This window comes from Mesorhizobium sp. P2_E9, from assembly GCF_056403815.1.
The window spans coordinates 1-21,804 of the sequence record NZ_JBFUET010000001.1; the positions used below are offsets into that span (position 1 = coordinate 1).

20 protein-coding genes and 1 pseudogene are annotated in these 21,804 nt (G+C 62.3%); 11 read left to right on the plus strand and 10 right to left on the minus strand.

The window, feature by feature from the left end:
* A pseudogene (locus tag AC1D05_RS00005) lies at window positions 1–228 on the plus strand (ISAs1 family transposase); the annotation flags it as partial.
* Window positions 229–446: 218 nt separating this feature from the next.
* Window positions 447–2,084 carry a pilus assembly protein gene (locus tag AC1D05_RS00010; RefSeq protein WP_477437087.1) on the plus strand — a complete coding sequence of 546 codons (1,638 nt, stop codon included), beginning with the start codon at window positions 447–449 and terminating at the stop codon, window positions 2,082–2,084.
* Window positions 2,085–2,130: 46 nt separating this feature from the next.
* On the opposite strand, the gene AC1D05_RS00015 is transcribed toward AC1D05_RS00010, so the two are convergent.
* Window positions 2,131–4,059 (minus strand): LTA synthase family protein, encoded by a 1,929-nt coding sequence (locus tag AC1D05_RS00015; RefSeq protein ID WP_477437089.1) that lies wholly within the window; start codon window positions 4,057–4,059, stop codon window positions 2,131–2,133.
* Window positions 4,060–4,337: 278 nt separating this feature from the next.
* Here AC1D05_RS00015 and fabD point away from each other — a divergent pair, with 278 nt between their 5' ends.
* The 4 genes from fabD (at window position 4,338) to fabF (ending at window position 7,815) form a co-directional block, all read left to right on the plus strand.
* Window positions 4,338–5,285 carry an ACP S-malonyltransferase gene (fabD, locus tag AC1D05_RS00020; protein ID WP_477437091.1) on the plus strand — a complete coding sequence of 316 codons (948 nt, stop codon included), beginning with the start codon at window positions 4,338–4,340 and terminating at the stop codon, window positions 5,283–5,285.
* 59 nt (window positions 5,286–5,344) lie between these two features.
* Window positions 5,345–6,082: a 3-oxoacyl-[acyl-carrier-protein] reductase gene (gene fabG, locus AC1D05_RS00025; RefSeq protein WP_477234942.1), complete on the plus strand. Its 738-nt coding sequence runs from the start codon at window positions 5,345–5,347 to the stop codon at window positions 6,080–6,082.
* Between the two features lie 199 nt (window positions 6,083–6,281).
* Complete coding sequence (locus AC1D05_RS00030) at window positions 6,282–6,518, plus strand: acyl carrier protein (protein ID WP_006203723.1); 237 nt, start codon at window positions 6,282–6,284, stop codon at window positions 6,516–6,518.
* A gap of 34 nt (window positions 6,519–6,552) precedes the next feature.
* Window positions 6,553–7,815, plus strand: a complete 1,263-nt coding sequence (gene fabF, locus AC1D05_RS00035) for a beta-ketoacyl-ACP synthase II (RefSeq protein ID WP_172230506.1) — start codon at window positions 6,553–6,555, stop codon at window positions 7,813–7,815.
* On the opposite strand, the gene AC1D05_RS00040 is transcribed toward fabF, so the two are convergent.
* Window positions 7,803–8,075 (minus strand): hypothetical protein, encoded by a 273-nt coding sequence (locus AC1D05_RS00040; RefSeq protein ID WP_477437092.1) that lies wholly within the window; start codon window positions 8,073–8,075, stop codon window positions 7,803–7,805. The two genes, fabF and AC1D05_RS00040, sit on opposite strands and share 13 nt — an antisense overlap.
* On the opposite strand from AC1D05_RS00040, the gene mltG reads away from it, so the two are divergent.
* From mltG to gmk, 3 genes are all read left to right on the plus strand, one after another.
* Window positions 8,074–9,198 (plus strand): endolytic transglycosylase MltG, encoded by a 1,125-nt coding sequence (mltG, locus tag AC1D05_RS00045; RefSeq protein WP_477437094.1) that lies wholly within the window; start codon window positions 8,074–8,076, stop codon window positions 9,196–9,198. The genes AC1D05_RS00040 and mltG overlap by 2 nt on opposite strands.
* Window positions 9,199–9,356: 158 nt before the next feature.
* Window positions 9,357–10,247: a YicC/YloC family endoribonuclease gene (locus AC1D05_RS00050; RefSeq protein WP_477437095.1), complete on the plus strand. Its 891-nt coding sequence runs from the start codon at window positions 9,357–9,359 to the stop codon at window positions 10,245–10,247.
* Window positions 10,248–10,268: 21 nt separating this feature from the next.
* Window positions 10,269–10,925 carry a guanylate kinase gene (gene gmk, locus AC1D05_RS00055; protein WP_477438098.1) on the plus strand — a complete coding sequence of 219 codons (657 nt, stop codon included), beginning with the start codon at window positions 10,269–10,271 and terminating at the stop codon, window positions 10,923–10,925.
* 6 nt (window positions 10,926–10,931) lie between these two features.
* On the opposite strand, the gene AC1D05_RS00060 is transcribed toward gmk, so the two are convergent.
* The 7 genes from AC1D05_RS00060 to lptF all read right to left on the minus strand — a co-directional run bounded on the left by AC1D05_RS00060 (window position 10,932) and on the right by lptF (window position 18,915).
* Window positions 10,932–11,225 (minus strand): DUF1330 domain-containing protein, encoded by a 294-nt coding sequence (locus AC1D05_RS00060; protein WP_477437096.1) that lies wholly within the window; start codon window positions 11,223–11,225, stop codon window positions 10,932–10,934.
* Between the two features lie 67 nt (window positions 11,226–11,292).
* Window positions 11,293–12,132: a 16S rRNA (adenine(1518)-N(6)/adenine(1519)-N(6))-dimethyltransferase RsmA gene (rsmA, locus tag AC1D05_RS00065; RefSeq protein WP_477437097.1), complete on the minus strand. Its 840-nt coding sequence runs from the start codon at window positions 12,130–12,132 to the stop codon at window positions 11,293–11,295.
* Between the two features lie 25 nt (window positions 12,133–12,157).
* Window positions 12,158–13,186: a 4-hydroxythreonine-4-phosphate dehydrogenase PdxA gene (gene pdxA / locus AC1D05_RS00070; protein ID WP_477437098.1), complete on the minus strand. Its 1,029-nt coding sequence runs from the start codon at window positions 13,184–13,186 to the stop codon at window positions 12,158–12,160.
* 1 nt (window position 13,187) lies between these two features.
* Entirely contained in the window at window positions 13,188–14,120 is a 933-nt protein-coding gene (locus AC1D05_RS00075; protein WP_477437100.1) for a peptidylprolyl isomerase, read from the minus strand.
* A 90-nt stretch (window positions 14,121–14,210) separates the two neighbouring features.
* Window positions 14,211–16,631: an LPS-assembly protein LptD gene (locus tag AC1D05_RS00080; protein ID WP_477437101.1), complete on the minus strand. Its 2,421-nt coding sequence runs from the start codon at window positions 16,629–16,631 to the stop codon at window positions 14,211–14,213.
* Entirely contained in the window at window positions 16,631–17,716 is a 1,086-nt protein-coding gene (gene lptG, locus AC1D05_RS00085; RefSeq protein WP_477438100.1) for an LPS export ABC transporter permease LptG, read from the minus strand. Before lptG ends, AC1D05_RS00080 begins: the two co-directional genes overlap by 1 nt.
* The gene (gene lptF, locus AC1D05_RS00090; protein WP_477437102.1) at window positions 17,713–18,915 is read right to left on the minus strand and encodes an LPS export ABC transporter permease LptF; all 1,203 of its coding nucleotides are present in this window, start codon (window positions 18,913–18,915) and stop codon (window positions 17,713–17,715) included. Before lptF ends, lptG begins: the two co-directional genes overlap by 4 nt.
* Window positions 18,916–19,279: 364 nt before the next feature.
* On the opposite strand from lptF, the gene AC1D05_RS00095 reads away from it, so the two are divergent.
* Together AC1D05_RS00095 and AC1D05_RS00100 are read left to right on the plus strand one after the other, a co-directional pair.
* Window positions 19,280–20,791, plus strand: coding sequence for a leucyl aminopeptidase (locus AC1D05_RS00095; RefSeq protein ID WP_477438102.1), 1,512 nt, complete (start codon window positions 19,280–19,282; stop codon window positions 20,789–20,791).
* A gap of 9 nt (window positions 20,792–20,800) precedes the next feature.
* Window positions 20,801–21,250, plus strand: coding sequence for a DNA polymerase III subunit chi (locus AC1D05_RS00100; protein ID WP_477219373.1), 450 nt, complete (start codon window positions 20,801–20,803; stop codon window positions 21,248–21,250).
* Between the two features lie 28 nt (window positions 21,251–21,278).
* Here the strand turns inward: AC1D05_RS00100 and AC1D05_RS00105 are convergent, their stop codons facing one another.
* On the minus strand, window positions 21,279–21,797 hold the full coding sequence (locus AC1D05_RS00105; RefSeq protein WP_477437103.1) for a DUF995 domain-containing protein: 519 nt from the start codon (window positions 21,795–21,797) through the stop codon (window positions 21,279–21,281).
* Window positions 21,798–21,804 lie beyond the last annotated feature (7 nt).

The window sequence follows — 21,804 nt, forward strand, 5'->3', positions numbered from 1 at the left end:
ATCCGCGACCATTGGGCCGTCGAGAACAGCCTCCATTGGGTGCTGGACATGGTCTTCCGAGACGATGAATGCCGCCTGCGTACCGATCATGCTCCCGCAAACTTCACAACCATAAAGCACATCGCTCTCAACCTGATACGAAAAGCCCCCGGAAAGGATTCCTTGCGGCTGAAACGAAAGGTCGCCGCATGGGACGATGACTTTCTGGCAACCCTCATCACACGATAATTAACTCACCCGATTCCCCTGGCGTGCCCGATGTCGCAGGGGCCCTGAAAATCAAGCGGCGGCGCCAGAAGGCGACGATTTCCCGGCTATCGGCTCTTAACCACAATGTAAGGTTGTGCAGGGTTGCGCCCTCGCCGTCAACGGTCGATTCATCATGGAAGGCGCAAAAGCCCGGGCAACCCGCGCAGATCAAGCGGTAAGCATTTCCGGGGGTAAGGATGCTTCTCAACAGATTCTGGCGCTCGAAGAGCGGCAATTTCGCGCTTCTGATGGGGCTCGGCCTGCCGGCCATCCTGTCGGCTGTGGCCTTCGCGGTCGACGTGTCCACCATCATGCGAGCCAAGAGCAACCTGCAGAATGCGCTCGACTCCGCAAACCTTGCCTCCTCGCATCTCGGCGATCTCGACATCACCCGCAAAGATGCCTTCGATCGCTATTTTCAGGCCAATATCGCCGGCAATAGTGAACTGGCCGACGCGCAGGCGACGCTGACCGTCGACAAAGGCGTCAACTACATCAAGACGAAAGCTGTCGCCTCGGCGGACGTCAATTTGAACTTCGCCTTCCTGTTCGGTCAGAACAAACACATCGTCGTCGATGCCTCGGCCGTCGAATCGAACAATCAGCTCGAAGTCGTGCTGGTGCTTGACAATACCGGCTCGATGGCCGGCGCCCGCATGACGGCGTTGAGAACGGCGACGAAGTCACTGCTGGACACGCTCGAAGCGACAAAATCGCCGACGCGCCAGGTGCGTGCCTCGCTGGTTCCCTTCGTCACGGCGGTCAATGTCAATGGCGACGGGTTCGACCCGTCCTGGATCGACATGGATGGCAAATCCTCGACCAACGGCATCAATTTCCCCGTCATCAACGGCAAGCGGCCGAACCATATGGCGCTGTTCAAGCAATTGGGGCTGAATGGCGGATGGAAAGATACCGGATGGAAAGGCTGCGTCGAGGCTCGCCCCGGCACCTACAACATTTCTGATACGCCGCCGGATCCGGCCAAACCCGACACGCTGTTCGTGCCTTACTTCGCTCCCGGCGATCCAGAGCCTGCCACCAAGCCGTCAGGTTCCTACGGCAACTCGGCGACCGGCTACAACAATTCGTACCTCGACGACACCATCGACAAGGTCAAACTCGCCGAGCCGGGCGTCAACATACTGGGCATCGACCTCAGCGGCCTGCTTGGCGGCGTGGTCGACGCACTGTTGGGCGCGGACCTGGAAAAGGTCGCCAAATATGTCGCGTCGACGAACAAGATCGTCACCGAGACCGGCAGCGCGATCACCGTTGGTCCCAACCGCTCCTGCCCGACCCCCGTGGTTCCCCTGACCGACGATTTCGACAAATTGCGCAAGGCGGCGAGCCAGATGACGGAGTGGAACGGTTCCGGCACCAACGTCTCGGAGGGTCTGTCGTGGGGTATGCGGGTGCTGTCACCCGGCGCGCCCTATACCGACGGGGTGCCATTCAAGACGCCAGGCGTCAGCAAGATCGTCATGCTGCTTACCGATGGCGAGAATGTCGTCTATGGCGCCAGCAATCAGCCGACCAAGTCCGACTATACGTCCTATGGCTATCTGGCGGGTGGCCGCTTCGGCTCGGACAACCAGACGACGGCGGCGCGCAATGTCGACGGCTGGACCAAGAGCGTCTGCACGCAGTTGAAGAACGAGGGCGTGCAAATCTACACAATGGTGCTGCAGTCGGATACCGCCGCCAACCGCACGCTCTACAGCGCCTGCGCTTCCGACCCGAGCGGTTATTATCCCGTCAACGATCCAGCAAAACTGCCGAACGTTTTTCGGCAAATCGCCAACAAGTTCTCGAAGCTGCAATTGACGAATTGAGCGCTCAATCTCAAGAGGCCGCTACATCTGAAGGGATCGGAACCATTCAACTCGTATGGGCGACAACCTTGTCGACCGTCTCGGGGAAGAAGTCGGGCGCAGCGCTGCGCTTGCCGAACATCATGTCGTACTGGATGAGCCGGAAATCGCGGATCGCCGGGTCGATCTCCTTCTGACGCGACCAGTCGGGCGTGGCCTCGCCGGCCGGGGTCAGCAGCAGGTTGCGGTCGACGACGCGGTAGTGTTGACGCATCTCGCCCAGAAAACCCGTGTAATAGGGATGGGTAATCCCCGCGGTGGTGAGGATATGATAGGGCAGGAAGGCCGGGCTCACGGCGCCAAGGTTCTCCACCGAACCGGAGCGGTTCGACCAGATGACCAGTGGTGTCTGATGATGCTCCAATGCGTCTTGCGGCGTTGCTTCCTTACGTGGCGCGACATTGTCCTTCAGGAAACCGGTTTCGACATAGACCGGCCCCAGCGGCGGTAGATGGTCGCCGAAAAAGGCGATGACGGTGGGGCGGGAGCGCTTCTTGGCCCATTCGATCAGCCGTTCAAGGCCGCGGTCCGCGTCGGCTGAACCCTCCGCATAGCTCAGCAACGAGTCGCGCGCCCATTGGCTGATCGGCGCCTGCACCGCGTGGGTCGGGTTGTAGTAGCGGTTCGGTTCATAAGGACCATGGTTCTGCAGGCTGACCGCGAAGAAGAACACCGGGTCTTCGCTGGCGTCGGCTTCACGGATGATCTCATCCGTCATCGCCGCGTCCGATGCCAGCGGTCCGCGCTTTTCCATCGGCGGCAGCGTCTCTTCCGACTTGAAATCGTTGAAGCCGAAATCGGCATAGACCGCGCCGCGGTTCCAGAACCAGTTGGTGCCGGGATGGATGGCGCGCGCCCGATAGCCCTCGCTCTTCAGGAAGGTCGCCATCGAAGGCGTCGGCGTGCGCACATATTGCTGGTAGGGAATGCTGCCAGCCGGCAGGAAGGCGTTGGAAAAACCGGTCAGCGCCTCGAATTCGATGTTTGCGGTCATGCCGCCGAATTCAGGCGAGAACATCGAACCGGAACGCAACGCCCGCACGGTGGGAATGGGATCCGGTGTGATGGAGACGCCGGGCAGCTTGGTCGGATCCCAGAAGGATTCGCTCATGACGACGATGATGTCGGGCTTTTCGTCGGGCACCGAGGCCGTCACCTGCGGCCGGTCGATCGCCGCGATCGCCTTGTCCGAATAGCCTGAAGGTGCCGAGACATGCGCCATCGGTACGTTGAGCGCGAAGGCAAGCGCAAAGCCGTTTGAGGCGTAGTTTTCCTTCTGGTCCCACATGATCGGAATGATCTGCAGCCGATCCCTTGTCCAGGAGAAAGTGGCATAGTCCATTATCGAGACGAAGAAGGCGAGCAGCGGCACGGCCAGCGTCAGCCGGGCAAGGCGGCCTTTGCGGCTGAGCGCGGGAACCTTGCGGCGCCACAGCCGCCAGCCATAGACGAGCAGCGACAGGCCGGCGACGATGCCGACGACCATGGCGAGCGCGGTCATCGGCCGGTCACGCACCAGGAGTGGCAGCAGGGCGACGATCTGGCGGGCATAGAGGAAATCCGTCGGGTAGAGCGGATCGCCGAGATAATGCGATTTCTGGTGGCCGACAAAGGCCAGCGACAGGGTCAATGGAGCGACGATCATCAGGCTTTGATGACTCCGGCCGAGCACGGCGTCGACGCCGATCAGGATCAGCGCGAACACGACGATGGTCGTCCAGCCCGGCTTGAGCGGCTGCAGGAAGAAGGAGACCGTGCCGGCAAAGTCGCCGCGTACGATCAGTTCGATGGCAAACACCAGGATGGTTGAGATCGCCAGACTGATCAATCCGTAACGGACGACAGGCCATCTCCGGCCCGGCAGGTAGCCGGTCGACGGATCGTCTTCCAGGAACTGAGGCGCGGCTTTACCTGCGCGTTTCGAACTCTTTGCCACTTTAACTTCCCACCCAGCGACAACCCAAGTCACTCGATTGTCATATAATTGTCACGCAAAGCTAGCGCCTGTGGCGGAAATAAGAAGAGCCAGCAAACGATTCGTGAGCGGTTTTCATCAGGAGTGATCGCCAAAAAGCCCTTTCGGAACAGGCACTCGGCGCATGGTTGCGACTTGGGGCTGGGCTGAACCGGGCTTGACTTGGCGGCCTGCCTTGCGCCACAGGCAGGAAAAACTCGTGTTATCAGGCAAGCAAACCAGTCTTGGAGAGCCCTCGCATGGCCATTGCATTCACCTTTCCGGGACAAGGCAGCCAGGCTGTCGGCATGGGCAAGGATCTCGCCGATGCCTTTCCCGAGGCGCGCAGGGTCTTTCAGGAAGTCGACGACGCGCTCGGCGAAAACCTGTCAAAGCTGATCTGGGAAGGTCCGGAAGAGACGCTGACTATGACGGCCAATGCGCAGCCGGGGCTGATGGCGGTGTCACTGGCGGCGATCAGGGCGCTGGAAGCGCGCGGTCTCTCGCTGAAGGACAAGGTCGCCTATGTCGCCGGCCATTCGCTGGGCGAATATTCGGCCCTTGCCGCCGCGGGTTTTGTTTCCGTTGCCGATGCCGCCCGGCTGCTGCGCATCCGCGGCAACGCCATGCAGGCGGCGGTGCCGGCCGGCGAGGGCGCGATGGCGGCGATCATCGGGCTGGAGCAGGCGGATGTCGAAGCCGCTTGCACCGAGGCCGCGCAAGGGGCCGGCAAGGTCTGCCAGATCGCCAACGACAATGGCGGCGGCCAGCTGGTGATTTCCGGTGCCAAGGCCGCGGTCGAACTGGCGGCGAAACTGTGCACTGAAAAGGGCGCTAAACGGGCGCTGATGCTGCAGGTCTCGGCGCCCTTCCATTCGGCGCTGATGGCGCCGGCGGCCAATGTCATGCGCGACGCGCTCGCCGGGGTAACGAAACATGCGCCGGCGGTGCCCGTGCTGTCCAACGTCACCGTGACCCCGACCAGTGATCCCGACGAGATCGCGCGGCGCCTGGTCGAGCAGATAACCGGCCGTGTGCGCTGGCGCGAAACGGTGGAATGGTTCGGCGCCAACGGCGTTGCAGCGCTTTACGAGATCGGTGCCGGCAAGGTGCTGTCGGGCCTGGCACGGCGCATCAACCGCGATATCGCTACCGCGTCGGTCGGCACATCGGCCGATGTCGAGGCCGCGCTGGCCGCACTTGCATAATCCACTGGCGATTTGACCCCTTCCGTGTGAAGGCTGTTCTCTCAGATCAGGAGACAAAAATGTTCGAACTGACCGGCCGCAAGGCACTCGTCACCGGAGCATCGGGAGGCATCGGCGAGGCGATTGCCCGCGTGCTGCATGCGCAAGGCGCCATTGTCGGCCTGCACGGCACCCGCATCGAGAAACTGGAGACCTTGGCCGGCGAACTCGGCGACCGGGTCAAACTGTTCCCGGCCAATCTGTCGAACCGCGACGAGGTCAAGGCGCTTGGCCAGAAGGCGGAGGCCGAACTCGAAGGCGTTGATATCCTGGTCAACAATGCCGGTATCACCAAGGACGGCCTGTTCGTGCGTATGTCGGACGCCGATTGGGATAGCGTGCTCGAAGTCAATCTGACCGCCGTTTTCCGGCTGACCCGCGAACTTACCCATCCGATGATGCGCCGCCGCCATGGCCGTATCATCAACATCACCTCGGTGGTTGGCGTCACCGGCAATCCCGGCCAGACCAATTACTGCGCCTCCAAGGCCGGCATGATCGGCTTCTCCAAATCGCTGGCGCAGGAGATCGCCACCCGCAACATTACCGTCAACTGCGTTGCCCCAGGCTTCATCGAATCGGCAATGACCGACAAGCTCAACGACAAGCAGAAAGAGGCGATCATGGCGGCGATTCCAACGCGCCGCATGGGCACGAGTGTTGAAGTGGCGTCCGCCGTCGCCTACCTCGCCTCCAACGAAGCCGCCTACGTCACCGGCCAGACCATCCATGTCAACGGCGGCATGGCGATGATTTGACGGATACAGCGGGGCTGTGAAAAGAGACCATTTCGCCTTGGACCTCAGCCATTTTTCGTGTAATGCGGCCCGCAACCCGGCGGTTCGGGCAAAAACCGGTCCGTGGCCGTTGCGTTTCCGGCAGGACCATCTTTCAGCTTGATTAGCGGCATTCTGCCCGCTAACGAAGACAGACAAACAAAAGACGAGGATGCCCCAAATGAGTGACACCGCAGAGCGCGTCAAGAAGATCGTCATCGAGCACCTTGGCGTCGATGCCGACAAAGTGACGGAGCAGGCGAGCTTCATCGATGATCTGGGCGCTGACAGCCTCGACACGGTCGAACTCGTCATGGCGTTCGAAGAAGAATTCGGCGTCGAGATTCCCGACGACGCAGCCGAGACCATCCTGACGGTCGGCGATGCGGTGAAGTACATCGACAAGGCTTCGGCCTGACGCTTTCCGCAGTCATCACCGGGGAGGACCTGCGATGAGGCGTGTCGTCGTCACGGGCCTAGGGTTGTTGTCGCCGTTCGGCATGGGCTTCGAGCACAGCTGGAAGGAACTTCTGACCGGCCGCAGCGCCGCCAAGCGCATCACCGAGTTCGAGGTGGAGGATCTTGCTTGCAAGATCGCCCACGTCGTTCCGCGTGGTGACGGCAGCAATGCCACCTTCAATCCCGAGGCCGTGCTCGAGCCGAAGGAATTGCGCAAGATCGGCGACTTCATCCTGTACGGGATTGCCGCCGCCGATGAGGCGCTGAAGGATTCTGGCTGGGAACCCAAGACCCACGAGGAGCAATGCGCCACCGGCGTGCTCATCGGTTCGGGTATTGGCGGCATCGAGGGCATCGCCGAGAACGCGATGATCCTCAAGGAACGCGGCCCGCGCCGCATCAGCCCCTTCTTCATCCCGGGCCAGATCATCAATCTCGTCTCCGGCCAGGTTTCGATCCGGCACGGGCTGAAAGGCCCGAACCATGCCGTCGTCACGGCCTGTTCGACCGGCGCGCACGCCATTGGCGATGCTGCCCGGCTGATCATGTGGGGCGATGCCGACGTCATGGTCGCCGGTGGCGCCGAGGCGCCGGTGACGCGGCTGTCGATCGCCGGCTTCGCCGCCTGCCGGGCGCTGTCGACCGATCGCAATGACACGCCGCAGACAGCGTCGCGTCCCTATGATCGTGACCGCGACGGCTTCGTCATGGGCGAGGGCGCCGGTGTCGTGGTGCTTGAGGAACTCGAGCACGCCAAGGCGCGCGGAGCGAAGATTTATGCCGAGGTGACCGGCTACGGTCTCACCGGCGATGCCTATCATATCACCGCTCCGGCTGAAGACGGCGACGGCGCTTTCCGTTGCATGACGGCGGCGTTGAACCGGGCCAAGCTGACGCCCGCCGATGTCGACTACATCAACGCGCACGGCACCTCGACCATGGCCGACACGATCGAACTCGGCGCCGTCGAGCGGCTGGTCGGCAATGCGGCGTCGAAAATTTCGATGTCGTCGACCAAGTCGTCGATCGGCCATCTCTTGGGCGCGGCGGGTGCCGCCGAAGCCATCTTCTCGATCCTCGCCATCAGAGACAATGTCGCGCCGGCGACCATCAACCTCGACAACCCTGAGCGCGAAACCGCGATCGACCTGGTGCCGAACAAGCCACGGGCTCGCCAGATCGACGTGGCGCTGTCCAATTCCTTCGGTTTCGGCGGCACCAACGCTTCGCTTGTATTCCAGCGCTACAATGGCTGATCGCCCGGCTGCCGGGCGATGCGTCGGCATGTTGTCAATTTTGCCATATTCGCCCCTACTCTGCCGCAGGGGATTCGTTGAGAGATCAAACGGTAGGGCGAAATGAACACAAATCCGGCGGGCAACGGAGAATTCGGGCAACGGCCGGCGAATACCGGGCCGATCGTGCCGAAGACAGCCAGCGAGGCCTTGCGGCCGGAAGCCGGAACGCCGCCGCCGAAGCGCTCGCGCGCTTCGCGCAGCCAGGTCGTCGTGTTCATGAACTTCGTCATCTCCTTGGTGATGCTGATGGTTCTGGCGGCGGGTGCGGCGCTTTACTTCGGCAAGCAGGAATTCACCGAAGCCGGCCCCTCGGCCAATGGCGACACCTTCCTGGTCAAGCCGAACACCGGCGTCGCCGACATCGCCGACCAGCTTGAGCGCCGTGGGCTGATCAGCGATGCCCGCGTCTTCCGCCTTGGCGTGCGTGCCTTCGGCAACGATTCCGCGCTCAAGGCCGGCGAATACGAGATCAAGCCCCGGGCATCCATGCGCGACATCATGGAGCTTCTGAAGAGCGGCAAGTCGGTGATGTACTCGCTGACCATTCCGGAAGGGCTGACGGTTGAGCAGGCCCTGCAGCGTATTGCCGACGAGCCCGCCTTGAGTGGCGACATGCCGTCGACAACGCCCCCCGAGGGCAGCCTTGCCACCGACACGCTGCGCTTCACGCGCGGCGCGACGCGTCAGCAGATGATCGACAAGCTGGTGGCCGATCAGAAGAAGCTGGTCGACGAGGTATGGCAGCGTCGCGCGCCGGACCTGCCGCTCGCCAATATCGAGGACTTCGTCACCCTGGCCTCGATCGTCGAGAAGGAAACCGGCAGGGGTGACGAGCGTTCGCGCGTCGCGGCCGTCTTCCTCAACCGGTTGGCCAAGGGCATGCGCCTGCAATCCGATCCGACCATCATTTATGGTCTGTTCGGCGGTAAGGGGAAGCCTGCGGACCGCCCGATCTACCAGTCGGATATCCAGAAGCAGACGCCTTACAACACCTATGTGATCAGCGGCCTGCCGCCGACGCCCATCGCCAATCCGGGCCGTGCAGCGCTTGAGGCCGTGGCCAATCCATCGAAGACCGACGATCTCTATTTCGTCGCCGACGGCACAGGCGGTCACGTCTTTGCCGCGACGCTGGACGAGCACAATGAGAACGTCGCCCGTTATCGTGCGTTGCAGAAGAAGCAGGCCGATGACGCGGCCAAGGCCGCTGCCGCTGGTACCAGCGGCAATGCCGACAAGCCTGCCGACGACAAGCCCGCTACCGACAAGCCTGCCGACGGCAGCGACAGCACCGGCGGCGACAATGGCGATGCCGGCGGCGATGCGGGTGACGCCCAGTAAGACGAAGAAAGGCGTTGCCCGAAAGGCGACAGCCTGACATTTGAAAGAACGCCAAGCGTCCGATTCTGACGTACCCGCGGCGTGGTTGTTTTTAAGCAGCACTTGCCCCCGTCCGGAAAACCGGCTTTGGGGTGATGCGCCAGGGGTGTGCAGGCGACATGAATTTGCAGAGCATGACCGGATTTGCGCGTGCCGTCGCCGAGCATAACGGCACTTCGATCGCCTGGGAGGTCAAGTCCGTCAACGGCAAGAGCGTCGAGGTGCGGCTGCGCCTGCCGCAGGGTTTCGAGCGGCTGGAGCCGACGGTCAGGCAAACGCTGCAGAAGCGTTTCGCCCGCGGCAATTTCCAGGCGACGCTGACCATCGGCCGGGCCGCCGGCGCGCAGGCGCAACCCATTGTCAACGAGGCTTTTCTGAAAGACCTTGCAGGTCTCGCCAAGCGGCTGCAGGAACAATTCGGCGTTGCTCCCGCGTCGGCTGACGGGTTGCTGTCGCTGCGTGGCGTGCTCGACATTCCCGAAACCGTGGAAACCGAAGAGGCGCGCGCCGCGCTCGACATCGCCATCATGGCTGCGCTCGACGTGGCACTGAAAGGGCTGGAACAGGCACGGCAGGGCGAGGGTGCGGCACTGGCTTTGCTGCTATCCGGCCACATCGACGCCATCGAGGCGCTGACCTTGCGCGCGGAGGCGGATCCGTCTCGCGAGACCACGGCGATCCGTGAACGCATCGCCGAGCAGGTCAAGCTGCTGATGGACGCGTCCGCCAATCTGGATGCGGGCCGGCTGCATATGGAGGCGGCGTTCCTCGCCACCAAGGCTGACATCCGCGAAGAGATCGACCGGCTGAAAACGCATGTCGCATCTGGCCGGGCCCTGCTCGAGGGCGGCGGCGCCGTCGGCCGTAAGCTCGATTTTCTGGCACAGGAATTTAACCGCGAATCGAATACGCTGTGCTCGAAGTCGAACGCCGCAGCCGTCACCGCGATCGGACTGGAGCTAAAGGCCGTGGTCGACCAGTTTCGTGAACAGGTCCAGAATCTGGAGTAGCCGATGGTTGCCAAGGAACCGATGGTTCCCAGGGATTTGGGGTCCCGCATCCGCCGCCGGGGGCTGATGCTCGTGCTGTCGTCGCCATCCGGCGCCGGCAAGTCGACGATCGCGCGCAATCTGCTTGAAAGCGATTCCAGCCTCGAACTGTCGGTCTCGGTCACCACCAGACCGCGCCGCGGTTCAGAGATCGAGGGTGTTCACTACCATTTCCGCACCATGCGCGACTTCGAGCGGCTGCGCGATTCCGATGCGCTGCTTGAATGGGCCGAGGTGCACGGCAATTGCTATGCGACACCGCGCGAACCCGCCGAACTGGCGTTGGCGCAAGGCCGCGACATGCTGTTCGACATCGACTGGCAGGGCGCACAGCAGCTGAAGGAGAAGATGCGTGCCGACATCGTCTCGATCTTCATCCTGCCGCCGTCGATGAAGGAATTGAAGGCGCGGTTGAAGCGCCGGGCCGAGGACCAGGAAGCGGTGATCGAGACGCGGCTGAAGAACGCCCGCAACGAGATCGAGCACTGGAAGGAATATGATTTCGTCATCGTCAATGACGATCTCGACCGTGCCTTCGCCGAGGTGCGCGGCATCGTCGTCGCCGAACGATTGCGGCGGGACCGCCGGCCCGGGCTTTTTGATTTCGTCTCGGGATTGCTGGACGAGAAAACCCTCTAACTAGCTTCAGGGCGCCATGCCGTCGGCCAGGATCAGATGGCGGCTGAGTGCGGCGTCGCGCACATCCAGTGCCGCAGCATACTCGGCGGATGCGTACCAGCGCCGTGCCTGCTCAATGTCAGGAAATTCGACGACGATCAGCGGTGTCGGATGCCACTCACCTTCCAGCGTTTCCACTTGGCCGCCGCGTACGAGGTAGCGTCCACCATACTGGGCGATGGAAGCTGCTGCACGTGAACGGTACGTCTGCAATGCTTCTTCGTTGCGGATCGTGACATCGGAAATAATATAGGCAGGCATTTGGTTTCTCCGGCATGCTCGCCAGACTATCTATGCCTGCTTCGTCGCGATTCCAGAGCTGCCGGTGCTAAACAGCATTGGTCAGTCGCACAAATTCCTCGACGCTCAGCGTTTCGGCGCGACGGGTCGGATCGATGCCCGCGCGCTCGAGCAAGGCCTCGCCGCCAAGGCTTTTCACACTCTGCCGCAGCATCTTCCGGCGTTGGCCGAAGGCGGCTTCTGTGACGCGGCCGAGTTTCTTCACGTCAGTGGGCAGGGGTGTCGTGCGCGGCTCCAGATGCACCACCGAAGAGGTGACTTTGGGCGGCGGTGTGAAGGCCTGGGGCGGCACATCGAAGGCGATCCTGGCCTGCGTGCGCCAGCCGGCCAGTACGCCAAGCCTGCCATAAGCGTCGCTGCCGGGCGCGGCGACGATGCGCTGGGCGACCTCACGCTGGAACATCAGCGTCATCGACACGTAGAAGGGCGGCCAGTCAGGAACCGTCAGCCACCGCACCAGCAGCTCGGTGCCGATGTTGTAAGGCAGATTGGCCACGATCCGCACCTGACCACTGTCTCCGGCGGCCGCCGAGGCGAGGGCGGCGAAGTCGGTCTTCAGCGCGTCGCCGGAAATCACCTCCAACCGGCCGGGATAGTGAGCGGAGACTTCGGCAAGGGCAGCCAGGCAGCGTTCATCGCGCTCGATGGCGACGACCCGGCGGGCGCCGTTGGAAAGCAGCGCCCGTGTCAGCCCTCCGGGCCCCGGTCCGACCTCGATCACCGTGGTGTTTGTGAGATCGCCAGCAGCGCGTGCGATCTTGCCGGTCAAATTGAGGTCGAGCAGAAAATTCTGGCCGAGCGCCTTTTTCGCCTGCAGCCCATGGCGCTCGATGACGTCGCGCAGCGGTGGTAACCCATCGATGCTCATGCGTTCGGACCCGAAACGGCAGCACTCATGCGGCCACGGCCTTTGCGTCGGTGTCGGCGAGCCTTCTGGCGAGCTTTAGCGCCGCGATCAGGCTGTCGGGCCGCGCAATACCCTTGCCGGCGATGTCGAAGGCAGTGCCGTGGTCGGGCGAGGTGCGGATGAAGGGCAGGCCGAGCGTGACGTTGACCGCCTCGTCGAAGGCCAGCGTCTTGGCCGGGATCAAGGCCTGATCGTGATACATGCACAGCACCACGTCATAGCCTACCCGCGCCCGGGCATGGAACAGCGTGTCGGCTGGCAATGGGCCGAAAGCATCGATGCCTTCGGCGCGCAGGATGTCGACTGCCGGGCGCACGATACGCTCGTCCTCCAGGCCCATCGAACCGCCTTCGCCGGCATGCGGATTGAGGCCGGCAATGGCAAGCCTCGGCCTGGCAATGCCGAAGCGGCCGGCGAGGTCGGCCGCGGTGATGCGCGCGGTCGCGATGATCAGCTCGGTGGTCAGGGTCTTCGGTACATCAGCCAGCGCGATGTGGATGGTGACGGGAACCGTGCGCAGGTCAGGACCTGCCAGCATCATCACCGGCATCGCGTCGACACCACTGTGCCGGGCTGCCAGATGCGCCAGATATTCGGTGTGGCCGGGAAAGCGGAACCCGGCGTCGTAGAGCGGCTTCTTGGCGATCGGGCAGGTGACGACGGCCGCGGCGTCGCCGGCAAGGCAAGCGGCGACAGCGCGGTCGATGGCCTCGACGGTGCCGGCCGCATTGGCCGGATCCGGTCGGCCGGGGCTGTCGACGAACCGGGCCGCCAATGGAACGATCGGCAAGGTTTGGGCGAAAACCTGCGCCGCTAGCGCCGGTATCGTCTCAACGATCGGCACCGACACGCCCAGTTGGCTTGCCCGCGACGCGATCAGCGTCGGATCGGCCAAAAGATAGAAGGCGGGCAGGCCAACTGCCTCGCGCGCCAGAAAGGCAGCGATGGCGATTTCGGGGCCGATACCGGATGGATCGCCGACGCTCAGCGCCAGCGCGGTCTTCGCGCTCTTCACGTCAGCGCTTGACGATGCGGGCTTTCGCCTTCAGCTCGTCGACATATTTCTTGCTGAGATCGTCGGCGGCCTTGTCGCTGGAGCCTTCGCTCTGGAACACCATCTGGGCTGTTTTGTCGTCGGACACTTCGCGCGATGAGCAGATGCCGATGAACTCGACGCCGCGCTCGGTCTCGCGCGTGACGGTGGCGCCGCCGACCTTCGTCGCCTTGATCTGCTCGGCCCAGTCCGGCGGCAATTGCGGCGCCAGCACCCGGCCAAGATCGCGAACGGTGACGTCGATGAGGCCCTTGGCGAACTCGCGCGTCGTGGTGCAGCCGTTGAAGCGGGCGCGCATGGCATCGGCCTCGCGCTTGCGCTTGGCCAGCGTCGCGCTGCGTTCGGCGGCCGGCACGACGAAGATGACCTGCTGCAGCATGTATTCGGTGGCGCTCGGCTTGGCCCCGCCCTTGTCGAGCATGCGCCTGACCGCATCCTGTTCGGTCACGCTGCCGCCTTCGCCGGAATGGTAACGCGCGCTCAAGGCCTGGTTCCAGGCCATCTGCGCGCGGATGAACTCCTTGAAATGGTCCTTGCCGACGCCGGATTTTTCCATCACGCCATCAAGCTGGCTGAGCTGCATCTTGTTGCCGGAAGCAAAGCGCTGGTAGGCCGCCTCGACCTGGGCGTCGCTGATGCGGATGCCAAGCCGCTTGGCTTCGGCCATACGCAGCGTCTGGTCGATCATTTCCTGGGCGGCATCGCCCTTCTTGCGCTGCAGCTTCAAAAAGGCGGCGCGATGCGCGATATCGCCTGACGTGATTGGTATGTCGTTGACGACGTATTTGATCTCGCTGGCGAAAGCCGGCGGCGTCATGACGGTCATCGACACGGATGTCGCCGCCACAAGCAGCGCGAACCCTGCTGAAAAGAGGTATTTCCTCATCATTAGCATCCCAATTCTATCCCGGTTCCGCCCAATTTCGTCCTCTCCCGGGTGCGCGAATCCGTGCCAGCCCTATGCGGCGAAACGATGTCTCGCCGGCTACTGGATGGTATCGACTGCGCTGGTCGACGAGCCGAAGTCGCCAAGGGTGCGGAACGACAGGTTGAAGCCGATGCTCTGCGTCACTTCCCTGGTGTTCAGGTCACGCGACTGCGAGTACGTCATCAGATAGGTGAAGCAGGAATCGTTGTAGGCGAAGCCGACCCCATCCTTGACCAGCAGGCTTTCCTGCAGATCATAGGTTCCTGTCCCGAACACACGCCAGTTCTGGGCCAGATGCGTGGACGCACCCAGCGTGACCTCATGACGGTCGGTGGTGAAACCGTAGAGTGGCTGGGCCTGGATGAAGGCGTATCTGGCACTCAACGACACCGGCAGGCCTGAATAGGCGGCCCTGAATTCGGCGCGGCGAACCTCGAAAGTCTGTTCGTCGAACCGGCCGCTGACAGAGGCCGCGAATCCATTCGGGCTGTTGACGCCGAACAGGCCGACATAGTCGGACTTGGTGGTCTGAAGGCCCGAATAGGCGCCGACATTGACCAGATCCGGCGCGGCAAAGGAGTTCTCGCCGCCAATCTGATAGGATTGGCCGAAGATGGCATTCGTGCCCCAGCCATTGATGTAGGAGCCGGAATAGCGGAAGCCGACATTGGCGCGCGAACCGCCTTCGATGCGGTCATAACCGGAGAACTTGTCGCGTTCGAACAGGGTGGTCGCGTCGAATACCATGCTCTGGGCGTCTTCGTTTGGGATGGAGAGGCCGCCGACATATTGTTCGTTCGGACGCATGAAGACCTGCGCCATCGGCTCGATGACATGGCTGGACCCGCTGGCCATGGAAAACAGCAGTGGCCAACGCATTTCAAGCCCAGCGGTTGCCATGTAGCGGGCGAATGACGAACGCATGTCGTCCTGCTCGCCCAAATTTGTCGCCATCTGGTTGACGGCGGCGAGCGACGCCGATGATGCATTCAGGTAGTCGACGTCGCCCTGCAGCGCCAGCAACGGTGTCAGCACCAGTCCGTCGTCGGTGACGAATGACCGCTTCCACTCGGCCTCGGCGGTCAGACGGCCGGATTCGCCTTCAATGCCGCGCACACGCTGGGTACCCGAAATGGGCACGTAAGGTTGAAAGTAGGTCTCATCCAGCTCATCGCGATGGAGCACTCGCGCGTTGACATTGAGCGACAGCTGGCCGCCGGCGACCGCTACGTCGGGGATGTATGCGTAGTCGAGCGACGGCAGCACCCAGGGCTGCTGGTTGCTGCGCGCGGAGATATTGCTGTTGAGCGTGTTCTCCTGCACATCGAAATGCATGGCACGCACGTCGAAATAGTTGCGGCCGTTGAGACCCGTCAAATAAACCGTCGACTGGTGGACGGCCGCATTGTACTTGTCGATGTTGTAGGTGCTCGAAAAGTCCTTGTCGGTCTGCAGCAGAACGTCCCAGCCGAAATTCCAGCGTTCGTTGATGGCGAACTGCCCCTGCGTGCCCATCATGCCGCGGAACTTGTTCGGATCGCCCATCGCGCCCGAATCGATGTTGCGCCCGGCGCTGTCGATGAAGGCGTCGGGGTTCTGCTGCTGGATCCCGGCGATCTTGAAACTGTACTCGCCATTGTTGAAACGCTGGCGCCACTCGGCCTCTCCGAGGAAACCCTGCTTGGTATAGCCGCTTCCCGTCACCGTCAGGTCATATGTCGGCGAAAGTGCGAAATAATAGGGAATCTTGACGCTGTAGCCCAGGTGGCTGTTGTAGTTGATGCTGGGGATCAGGAAGCCGCTCTTGCGCTTCACCGTCGGGTCGGCGATCTCGAACGCTGGCAGGTAGGCGAGGGGAAAACCGAAGAATTCGAAATTCGCATTCTCGAAGCGAACCGTTTTCTTCTCGCCGTTCCAGATGATCTTCCTGGCTTTCACGCGCCAGGTCGGCGCCTTGTCGGGCTTGTCCTCGCACGGTTCGCAGGCGGTGTAGACGCCATTGTGGAAGGTGGTCAGCACACCGCCCATGCGCTCGGCGCTTTCGGCGGCGAAATAGGCCTTGTCGATGGTTTCAACGCGGAGCGCGTTGACGAAACCGTCGGCGAAATCGTCGGTGATATCGATATGCTGCGAATTGATCTTGGTGCCGTCGCTGTTGACAATTTCGACATTGCCGGTGGCAACCATCCGCTTGGTGTTGCGGTCGTATATGACCTTCTGGGCGACGAGGCGGTTGCCGCCATAGTCGATCTGCACACCACCGACAGCGGTCACCGTCTGGTTGTCGTTGTTGTAGACCAGCGTATCGGCGGCCAGCAGCATCTGCGAGCCGGCCGGAACGTTGGTCGTCATTTTGCCGACTTCCTGAGCGAAGGCAGGCAACGGCACGCCGCAGGCAAGCAGGCACGCCAAAGCGCTCGCCGCATAGAGGCGCGCCAAATTAGCCTGCCTGTTGCTGGGCAAAAACGCCTCCCTCACTAGCCGTCTTCCTTGTATAGCAGGAAAGTCACCCCGAAGAACATAGCTACCACGACCGGCACCCAGGCGGCTATGGCTGTCGGCACGAATCCCGCCACGCCGAATGCCTTCACCAGCACCGAAACGACATAAAGCAGAAACCCGGCAACGACGCCACCCAGAATCATCGTTGCCGATTGCCCCATCCTCGCAAATCGCATTGAAACTGTTGCCGCAATCAGCGTCATGGCGACCAGAAGGAACGGCAACGCCACCAGCGAATCAAACTGCATGGCGAAGGCATTTGCCTTGAGGCCGAAGGAACGGGCAACCTCGATTTTTCCTGGCAGGTCGTAGAACGGAATGGTCTCCGGGCGCGCCAGCCGCTCCTGCACGAATTCAGGCTTCAGATCGGTCGGCACACGATCGCCGGCCGCGGGCTGGATGGTGCCGTTCCTGAAGGTCTTCACATCCTGCAAGTCCCAATAGCCGTCTCGCAGGTAAGCACGCGCGGCGTCCTTACGCTCGACGATGTTGCCTTTCGGGTCGAGGATGAAGAAGACGACATCGGCCATCTCGAGGCCCTGGTTGAGGATGGCCCGCGCACCGATGATGGTGTCACCGGTACTGGTTTTCTGGCGAATCCAGGGGGCGGCATCGGCCGAAACCGTATTTGATTTGCCGGAGCGCAACTGGGTCTCGATCTGCTCGGACAAGGAGAAGGCATGCGCGGCGAGCGGGTTGATGAGCCCGACCGAGACAAAGCCGAACAGCAACGCTCCGATGCAGCATGGCAAAAGGAATTGCCAGGCGGAAACGCCGGCGGACCGGGCGATGACCAGCTCGTAGCGGCGGTTGAGCGAAACCAGTGTCGCCATCGCCGAGAACAGGCCGACAAACGGCACCGTCTGCAGCATGATCATCGGCATGCGAAGGCCCGAAATAGCCACCGCCGTTCCGTAGGTGAAGCCGGGCAGGCCGGTGGTGCGGCCGGACAGCTCGGTGAAATCGATCAGGAACACCAGCGCCAGCAGGCCCAGGAAGAACCAGATCGTGATCGTCACATAGCGGAAGAAGAAATAACGGCCCAGTGTCCAGCCCATCAGCCGATCCCCTGACCTGAAGTGCCGCGCCTGGACCAACGCAGTTTGAGGGCATTCCAGCCGTCACCGACGCGGCTGGCCAGATTCGTCATCCAGTCCGCCCAGGCCACCGGCAGTTCCATGGTCCGGTTCGACACGATGAACCAGATAGCCACGGCGGAAGCCACAATGGGCACGCCATAGACCATATACGCGTATTGCGGCACTTCATCGGCCTTGCTGGCGGCAAAGAAACCCAGCCAGCGCACGAACAGGGATATGGTGATCGCCGTGATCAAAGGATTGACACGCGCCTCGCGATGCGAGCGCGCATCGCCGGCGACCGCGAGCGCGATCAGCGCGAAAACCATGGAATAGGTCCATTCGGAAAACCGTTGGTCGATCTCGGCCCGATATTCCTGCGGATTTTGCTGAAAACTCTTGTCGTTGGGGCTTGGATTGAGCAGGTACTGGGTGGTCTGATCCTTCGGCAACAGCGTCACCTCGGAAGCCGCGGCCATGAAAGCCGACATGTCGAAGGCATAGGAGGTGAACCGGATGACGCTGAGGTCGCCTGTCAGCGTTTTGCGGTGGATGACGCCGTCGTTCATCATCAGCACCTTTTCGCCGCCGCGTTCGACGACGCTGCCGGTTTTCGCGTAATAGACGAGGTTGACGCCTTCCTCGCGCGAATCGGCGACGAAGATGCCGCCCAGCTTGTTGTCAGGAAGCCGCTCGCCAATCTGCAGGAACAGCCCGTCTTCGATCTTTCGGAAAGTGCCTTCCTGGATGATCAGCGACAACAGATCGGCGCGCGACTCCGCCACCAAAGCGCGGTTCTTCTGTCGTGCATAAGGGTCGATGCCATTGTCGACGGCAAAGGAAAAAACACTGGCGGCAAGAGCCAGAAGCATGATTGGCCGCACGATCGTCCAGCGCGAGGCGCCGGCGGCGTTGACGACGGCGAGTTCGGAATCCGAATTCATGACACTCAGTGTCTGGGCGACCGCCACCACCAGCGCGAAAGGCACGACAATCGGAATGATCGACGGAAGAATGAGGGCGGCGACCTCGAAGAAGGTCAGCGACGACTGGCCGCTGTCGGTGACCAGATCGATCTTGGCCAGCACCTGCGTGGTCCACACGATGGCCAGCGTCCAGACCAGCGCTGCCAGGAAGACCACGAAAGCGCGGCGCATGATGTAGCGTTCAACGACCTTCATGAAGGCTTTACTCGATTTTCTCGAACGGCATCATGCCACCACGCTAAGGGTAGCCGCCCGGCGACGCCCGCACAACTGGCTCCGATGGGCTCGATCAGGCAGGCGATCCGGTTCCCGTCCCACGTCGCCTGCCGCAATGGACCGGAGTGTCGGAGGGAATGGATAAGAAAGGGAAAACATCGATGGTTAACAACATGTTGCGGCATGAAGCGGGGCCGTGCCGCGACGAATCGCCATCGATTCCAGGTGTCATATGGGTGGTCATTTTGGCAAAGTCTTGCCAAATGCCGGAAAACGACCAAATGTCGCGGATCACTTCAAAGCGCTTCGCGCACCATCGCGCAATTCCCGAAAGCAGGACATGATGAACCCGAGACCGTCGATCGCCTTTGCAAAATTCGCCGCGCCTCAGACGGCGGCGAACAGGAAGGGCACCGTCTTCGTGCTGTCGGCGGATGACGGTGGCCTGAGCGATCCGGCCAGGGCCTACGATCCCGGCAAGACGCTGGAACGGGCCTTTCCGGTGGCCGAGTTCACCGGCAAGTTCGCCGGCGTCGTCGAGATTCTGGCGCCGGACGCAACGTCGCTCGACAGGTTGGTCGCGGTCGGCGCCGGCAAGGCGGCGGGGCTCGATGAATATGCCTGGCTGAAACTCGGCGGCACCATTGCGGCGTCGCTGCGCAAGGCAACCGACGTCGCCGTGGTGCTCGACCTGGTCGGCGCCTCGGCTGATGGCAAGGACGCTGCCAACCTTGCCGCGGGCATTCTCCTGCGCAGCTATTCCTTCGACAAGTACAAGACCAGGAAGGACAAGGATGACGCAAAGGCCGATCCGAAAAAACCGGCCAAAGTCACCATCCACACCGCCGATCCCGCGGGCGCCAAGAAGGCTTTCGCCGAGACCGAGGCGGTGGTCGACGGCGTGCTTCTGGCGCGCGACCTGGTCAACGAACCGGCAAACGTGCTGGGACCGGTCGAGTTCGCCGCCCAGGCCAAGGAACTCGAGGCGCTCGGCGTCAAGGTCGAGATCCTGGCCGAGAAGGAGATGAAGAAGCTCGGCATGGGCTCGCTGCTCGGCGTCGCCCAAGGCTCGCCTCGCGGCGCCCGCATGGCGATCATGCAGTGGAACGGCGGCAAGCCCAAGGACAGCCCGATTGCCTTCGTCGGCAAGGGCGTCACCTTCGACACCGGCGGCAATTCGATAAAGCCGGCTTCGGGCATGGAGGATATGAAGGGTGACATGGGCGGCGCCGCCGCTGTCACCGGGTTGATGCATGCCTTGGCCGCGCGCAAGGCAAAGGCCAATGTCGTCGGCATCATCGGCCTAGTCGAGAACGCCGTCGACGGCCACGCCCAGCGTCCCGGCGACATCGTCACCTCGATGTCGGGCCAGACCATCGAGGTGCTCAACACCGACGCCGAGGGACGCCTCGTGCTCGCCGACGCGCTGTGGTACTGCAACGACCGTTTCCAGCCGAAATTCATGGTCAATCTGGCGACGCTGACCGGCGCCATCATGGTTGCGCTCGGCCTGCATTATGCCGGCCTGTTCTCCAACAATGACGAATTGGCGGAGAGGCTGGCGGCGGCGGGGCAGGCGACGCAGGAACGGCTGTGGCGCATGCCGCTCGGCGCCGAATACGACAAGCTGATCGATTCCAAGAACGCCGACATGAAGAACATCGGCGGCCGCTATGGCGGCGCCATCATCGCCGCGCAGTTCCTGCAGCGCTTTGTCAAGGACACGCCCTGGGCGCATCTCGACATTGCCGGCACGGCGATGGGTTCGCCATCGAACGAGATCAACCAGTCCTGGGGTTCAGGCTTCGGCGTGCGGCTGCTCGACCGGCTGGTGCGCGATCACTACGAAAGCTGACCTTGATCCATGGCCGACGTGCTGTTCTACCACCTGACCGAATCGACGCTGGAGGAGGCGCTGCCCGGCCTGCTCGAGCGCAGCGTCGATCGTGGCTGGCGCGCGGTGGTGCAGACCGGCACCGAGGAACGGCGTGACGCGCTCGACCAGCATCTGTGGACCTTCCGCGACGATTCGTTCCTGGCGCACGCGACCGATCGCGAGGCTTATCCCGGCGAACAGCCTATCCTGTTGACCACCGGCGACGGCAATCCCAACGAGGCCAGGATAAGGTTCCTGGTCGACGGCGCGGCGCCGCCTGAGCTCAGCGGCTACGAGCGTGCCGTGTTCCTGTTCGACGGCCATGACGCCGCCCAGGTCGAGGCGGCCCGGGCACATTGGAAGACGATGAAGGACGCGGGCCATGCCGTGACCTACTGGCAGCAGACATCAGACCGCCGTTGGGAGCGCAAGGCTTAGCCCAGCGGCTTCTGGCAAATGGCGATGCCTACTGCATTGCCTTGATTCGGTTTTCTTTCTTGGTGACGTAGTCGCCGGATTTCAATTTCAAGAACTCGTCCGCCATGTTGCGATGCGAACTCCTGAAGACGTACCAGACGCCATCCGGTGACTTGCGCTGGTAAAGCACCCTGCCTGCCTGGCGATGTTCGAAGCAGGCGAGTGCGTTGGCGTCGCCTCCTGCTCCATGCCATTTTGCGCGGAAGCAAAGTTTGCCGCCTCCGGGAATGAACCAGATGCCGTCACCATAGCCCAGCTTGCCCTTGTCCGAAGTCCAGGAGCTGAATTGACGGCGCTGCACAGCAAAGTAACCGGCACCGTTTCGACCCCAGAGCCACGAACGGTTCTGGTACATTTGGTAGATGCCTTCGTCGGGCACTACCTCGGCCTTCATGGCCTGATCGGCGATTTGCGCCGCCGTCTTGGCCGTTGCCGGAAGCTGGAAAGCAAAAAAAACCACGGAACAAGCGAATGCCGTTCCAATACAATTCCCCAAAGCTCGTTTCACGACCCTA

Coding starts and splice junctions, on each gene's coding strand:
- fabG (WP_477234942.1), top strand. CDS start 5,345: ATGTTCGAACTGACCGGCCGCAAGGCACTCGTCACCGGAGCATCGGGA.
- AC1D05_RS00060 (WP_477437096.1), bottom strand. CDS start 11,225: ATGCCTGCCTATATTATTTCCGATGTCACGATCCGCAACGAAGAAGCA.
- gmk (WP_477438098.1), top strand. CDS start 10,269: ATGGTTCCCAGGGATTTGGGGTCCCGCATCCGCCGCCGGGGGCTGATG.
- rsmA (WP_477437097.1), bottom strand. CDS start 12,132: ATGAGCATCGATGGGTTACCACCGCTGCGCGACGTCATCGAGCGCCAT.
- AC1D05_RS00030 (WP_006203723.1), top strand. CDS start 6,282: ATGAGTGACACCGCAGAGCGCGTCAAGAAGATCGTCATCGAGCACCTT.
- AC1D05_RS00040 (WP_477437092.1), bottom strand. CDS start 8,075: ATGAACACGACGACCTGGCTGCGCGAAGCGCGCGAGCGCTTCGGCGGC.
- AC1D05_RS00010 (WP_477437087.1), top strand. CDS start 447: ATGCTTCTCAACAGATTCTGGCGCTCGAAGAGCGGCAATTTCGCGCTT.
- fabF (WP_172230506.1), top strand. CDS start 6,553: ATGAGGCGTGTCGTCGTCACGGGCCTAGGGTTGTTGTCGCCGTTCGGC.
- fabD (WP_477437091.1), top strand. CDS start 4,338: ATGGCCATTGCATTCACCTTTCCGGGACAAGGCAGCCAGGCTGTCGGC.
- AC1D05_RS00100 (WP_477219373.1), top strand. CDS start 20,801: ATGGCCGACGTGCTGTTCTACCACCTGACCGAATCGACGCTGGAGGAG.
- mltG (WP_477437094.1), top strand. CDS start 8,074: ATGAACTTCGTCATCTCCTTGGTGATGCTGATGGTTCTGGCGGCGGGT.
- lptF (WP_477437102.1), bottom strand. CDS start 18,915: ATGAAGGTCGTTGAACGCTACATCATGCGCCGCGCTTTCGTGGTCTTC.
- AC1D05_RS00075 (WP_477437100.1), bottom strand. CDS start 14,120: ATGCTAATGATGAGGAAATACCTCTTTTCAGCAGGGTTCGCGCTGCTT.
- AC1D05_RS00095 (WP_477438102.1), top strand. CDS start 19,280: ATGAACCCGAGACCGTCGATCGCCTTTGCAAAATTCGCCGCGCCTCAG.
- AC1D05_RS00050 (WP_477437095.1), top strand. CDS start 9,357: ATGAATTTGCAGAGCATGACCGGATTTGCGCGTGCCGTCGCCGAGCAT.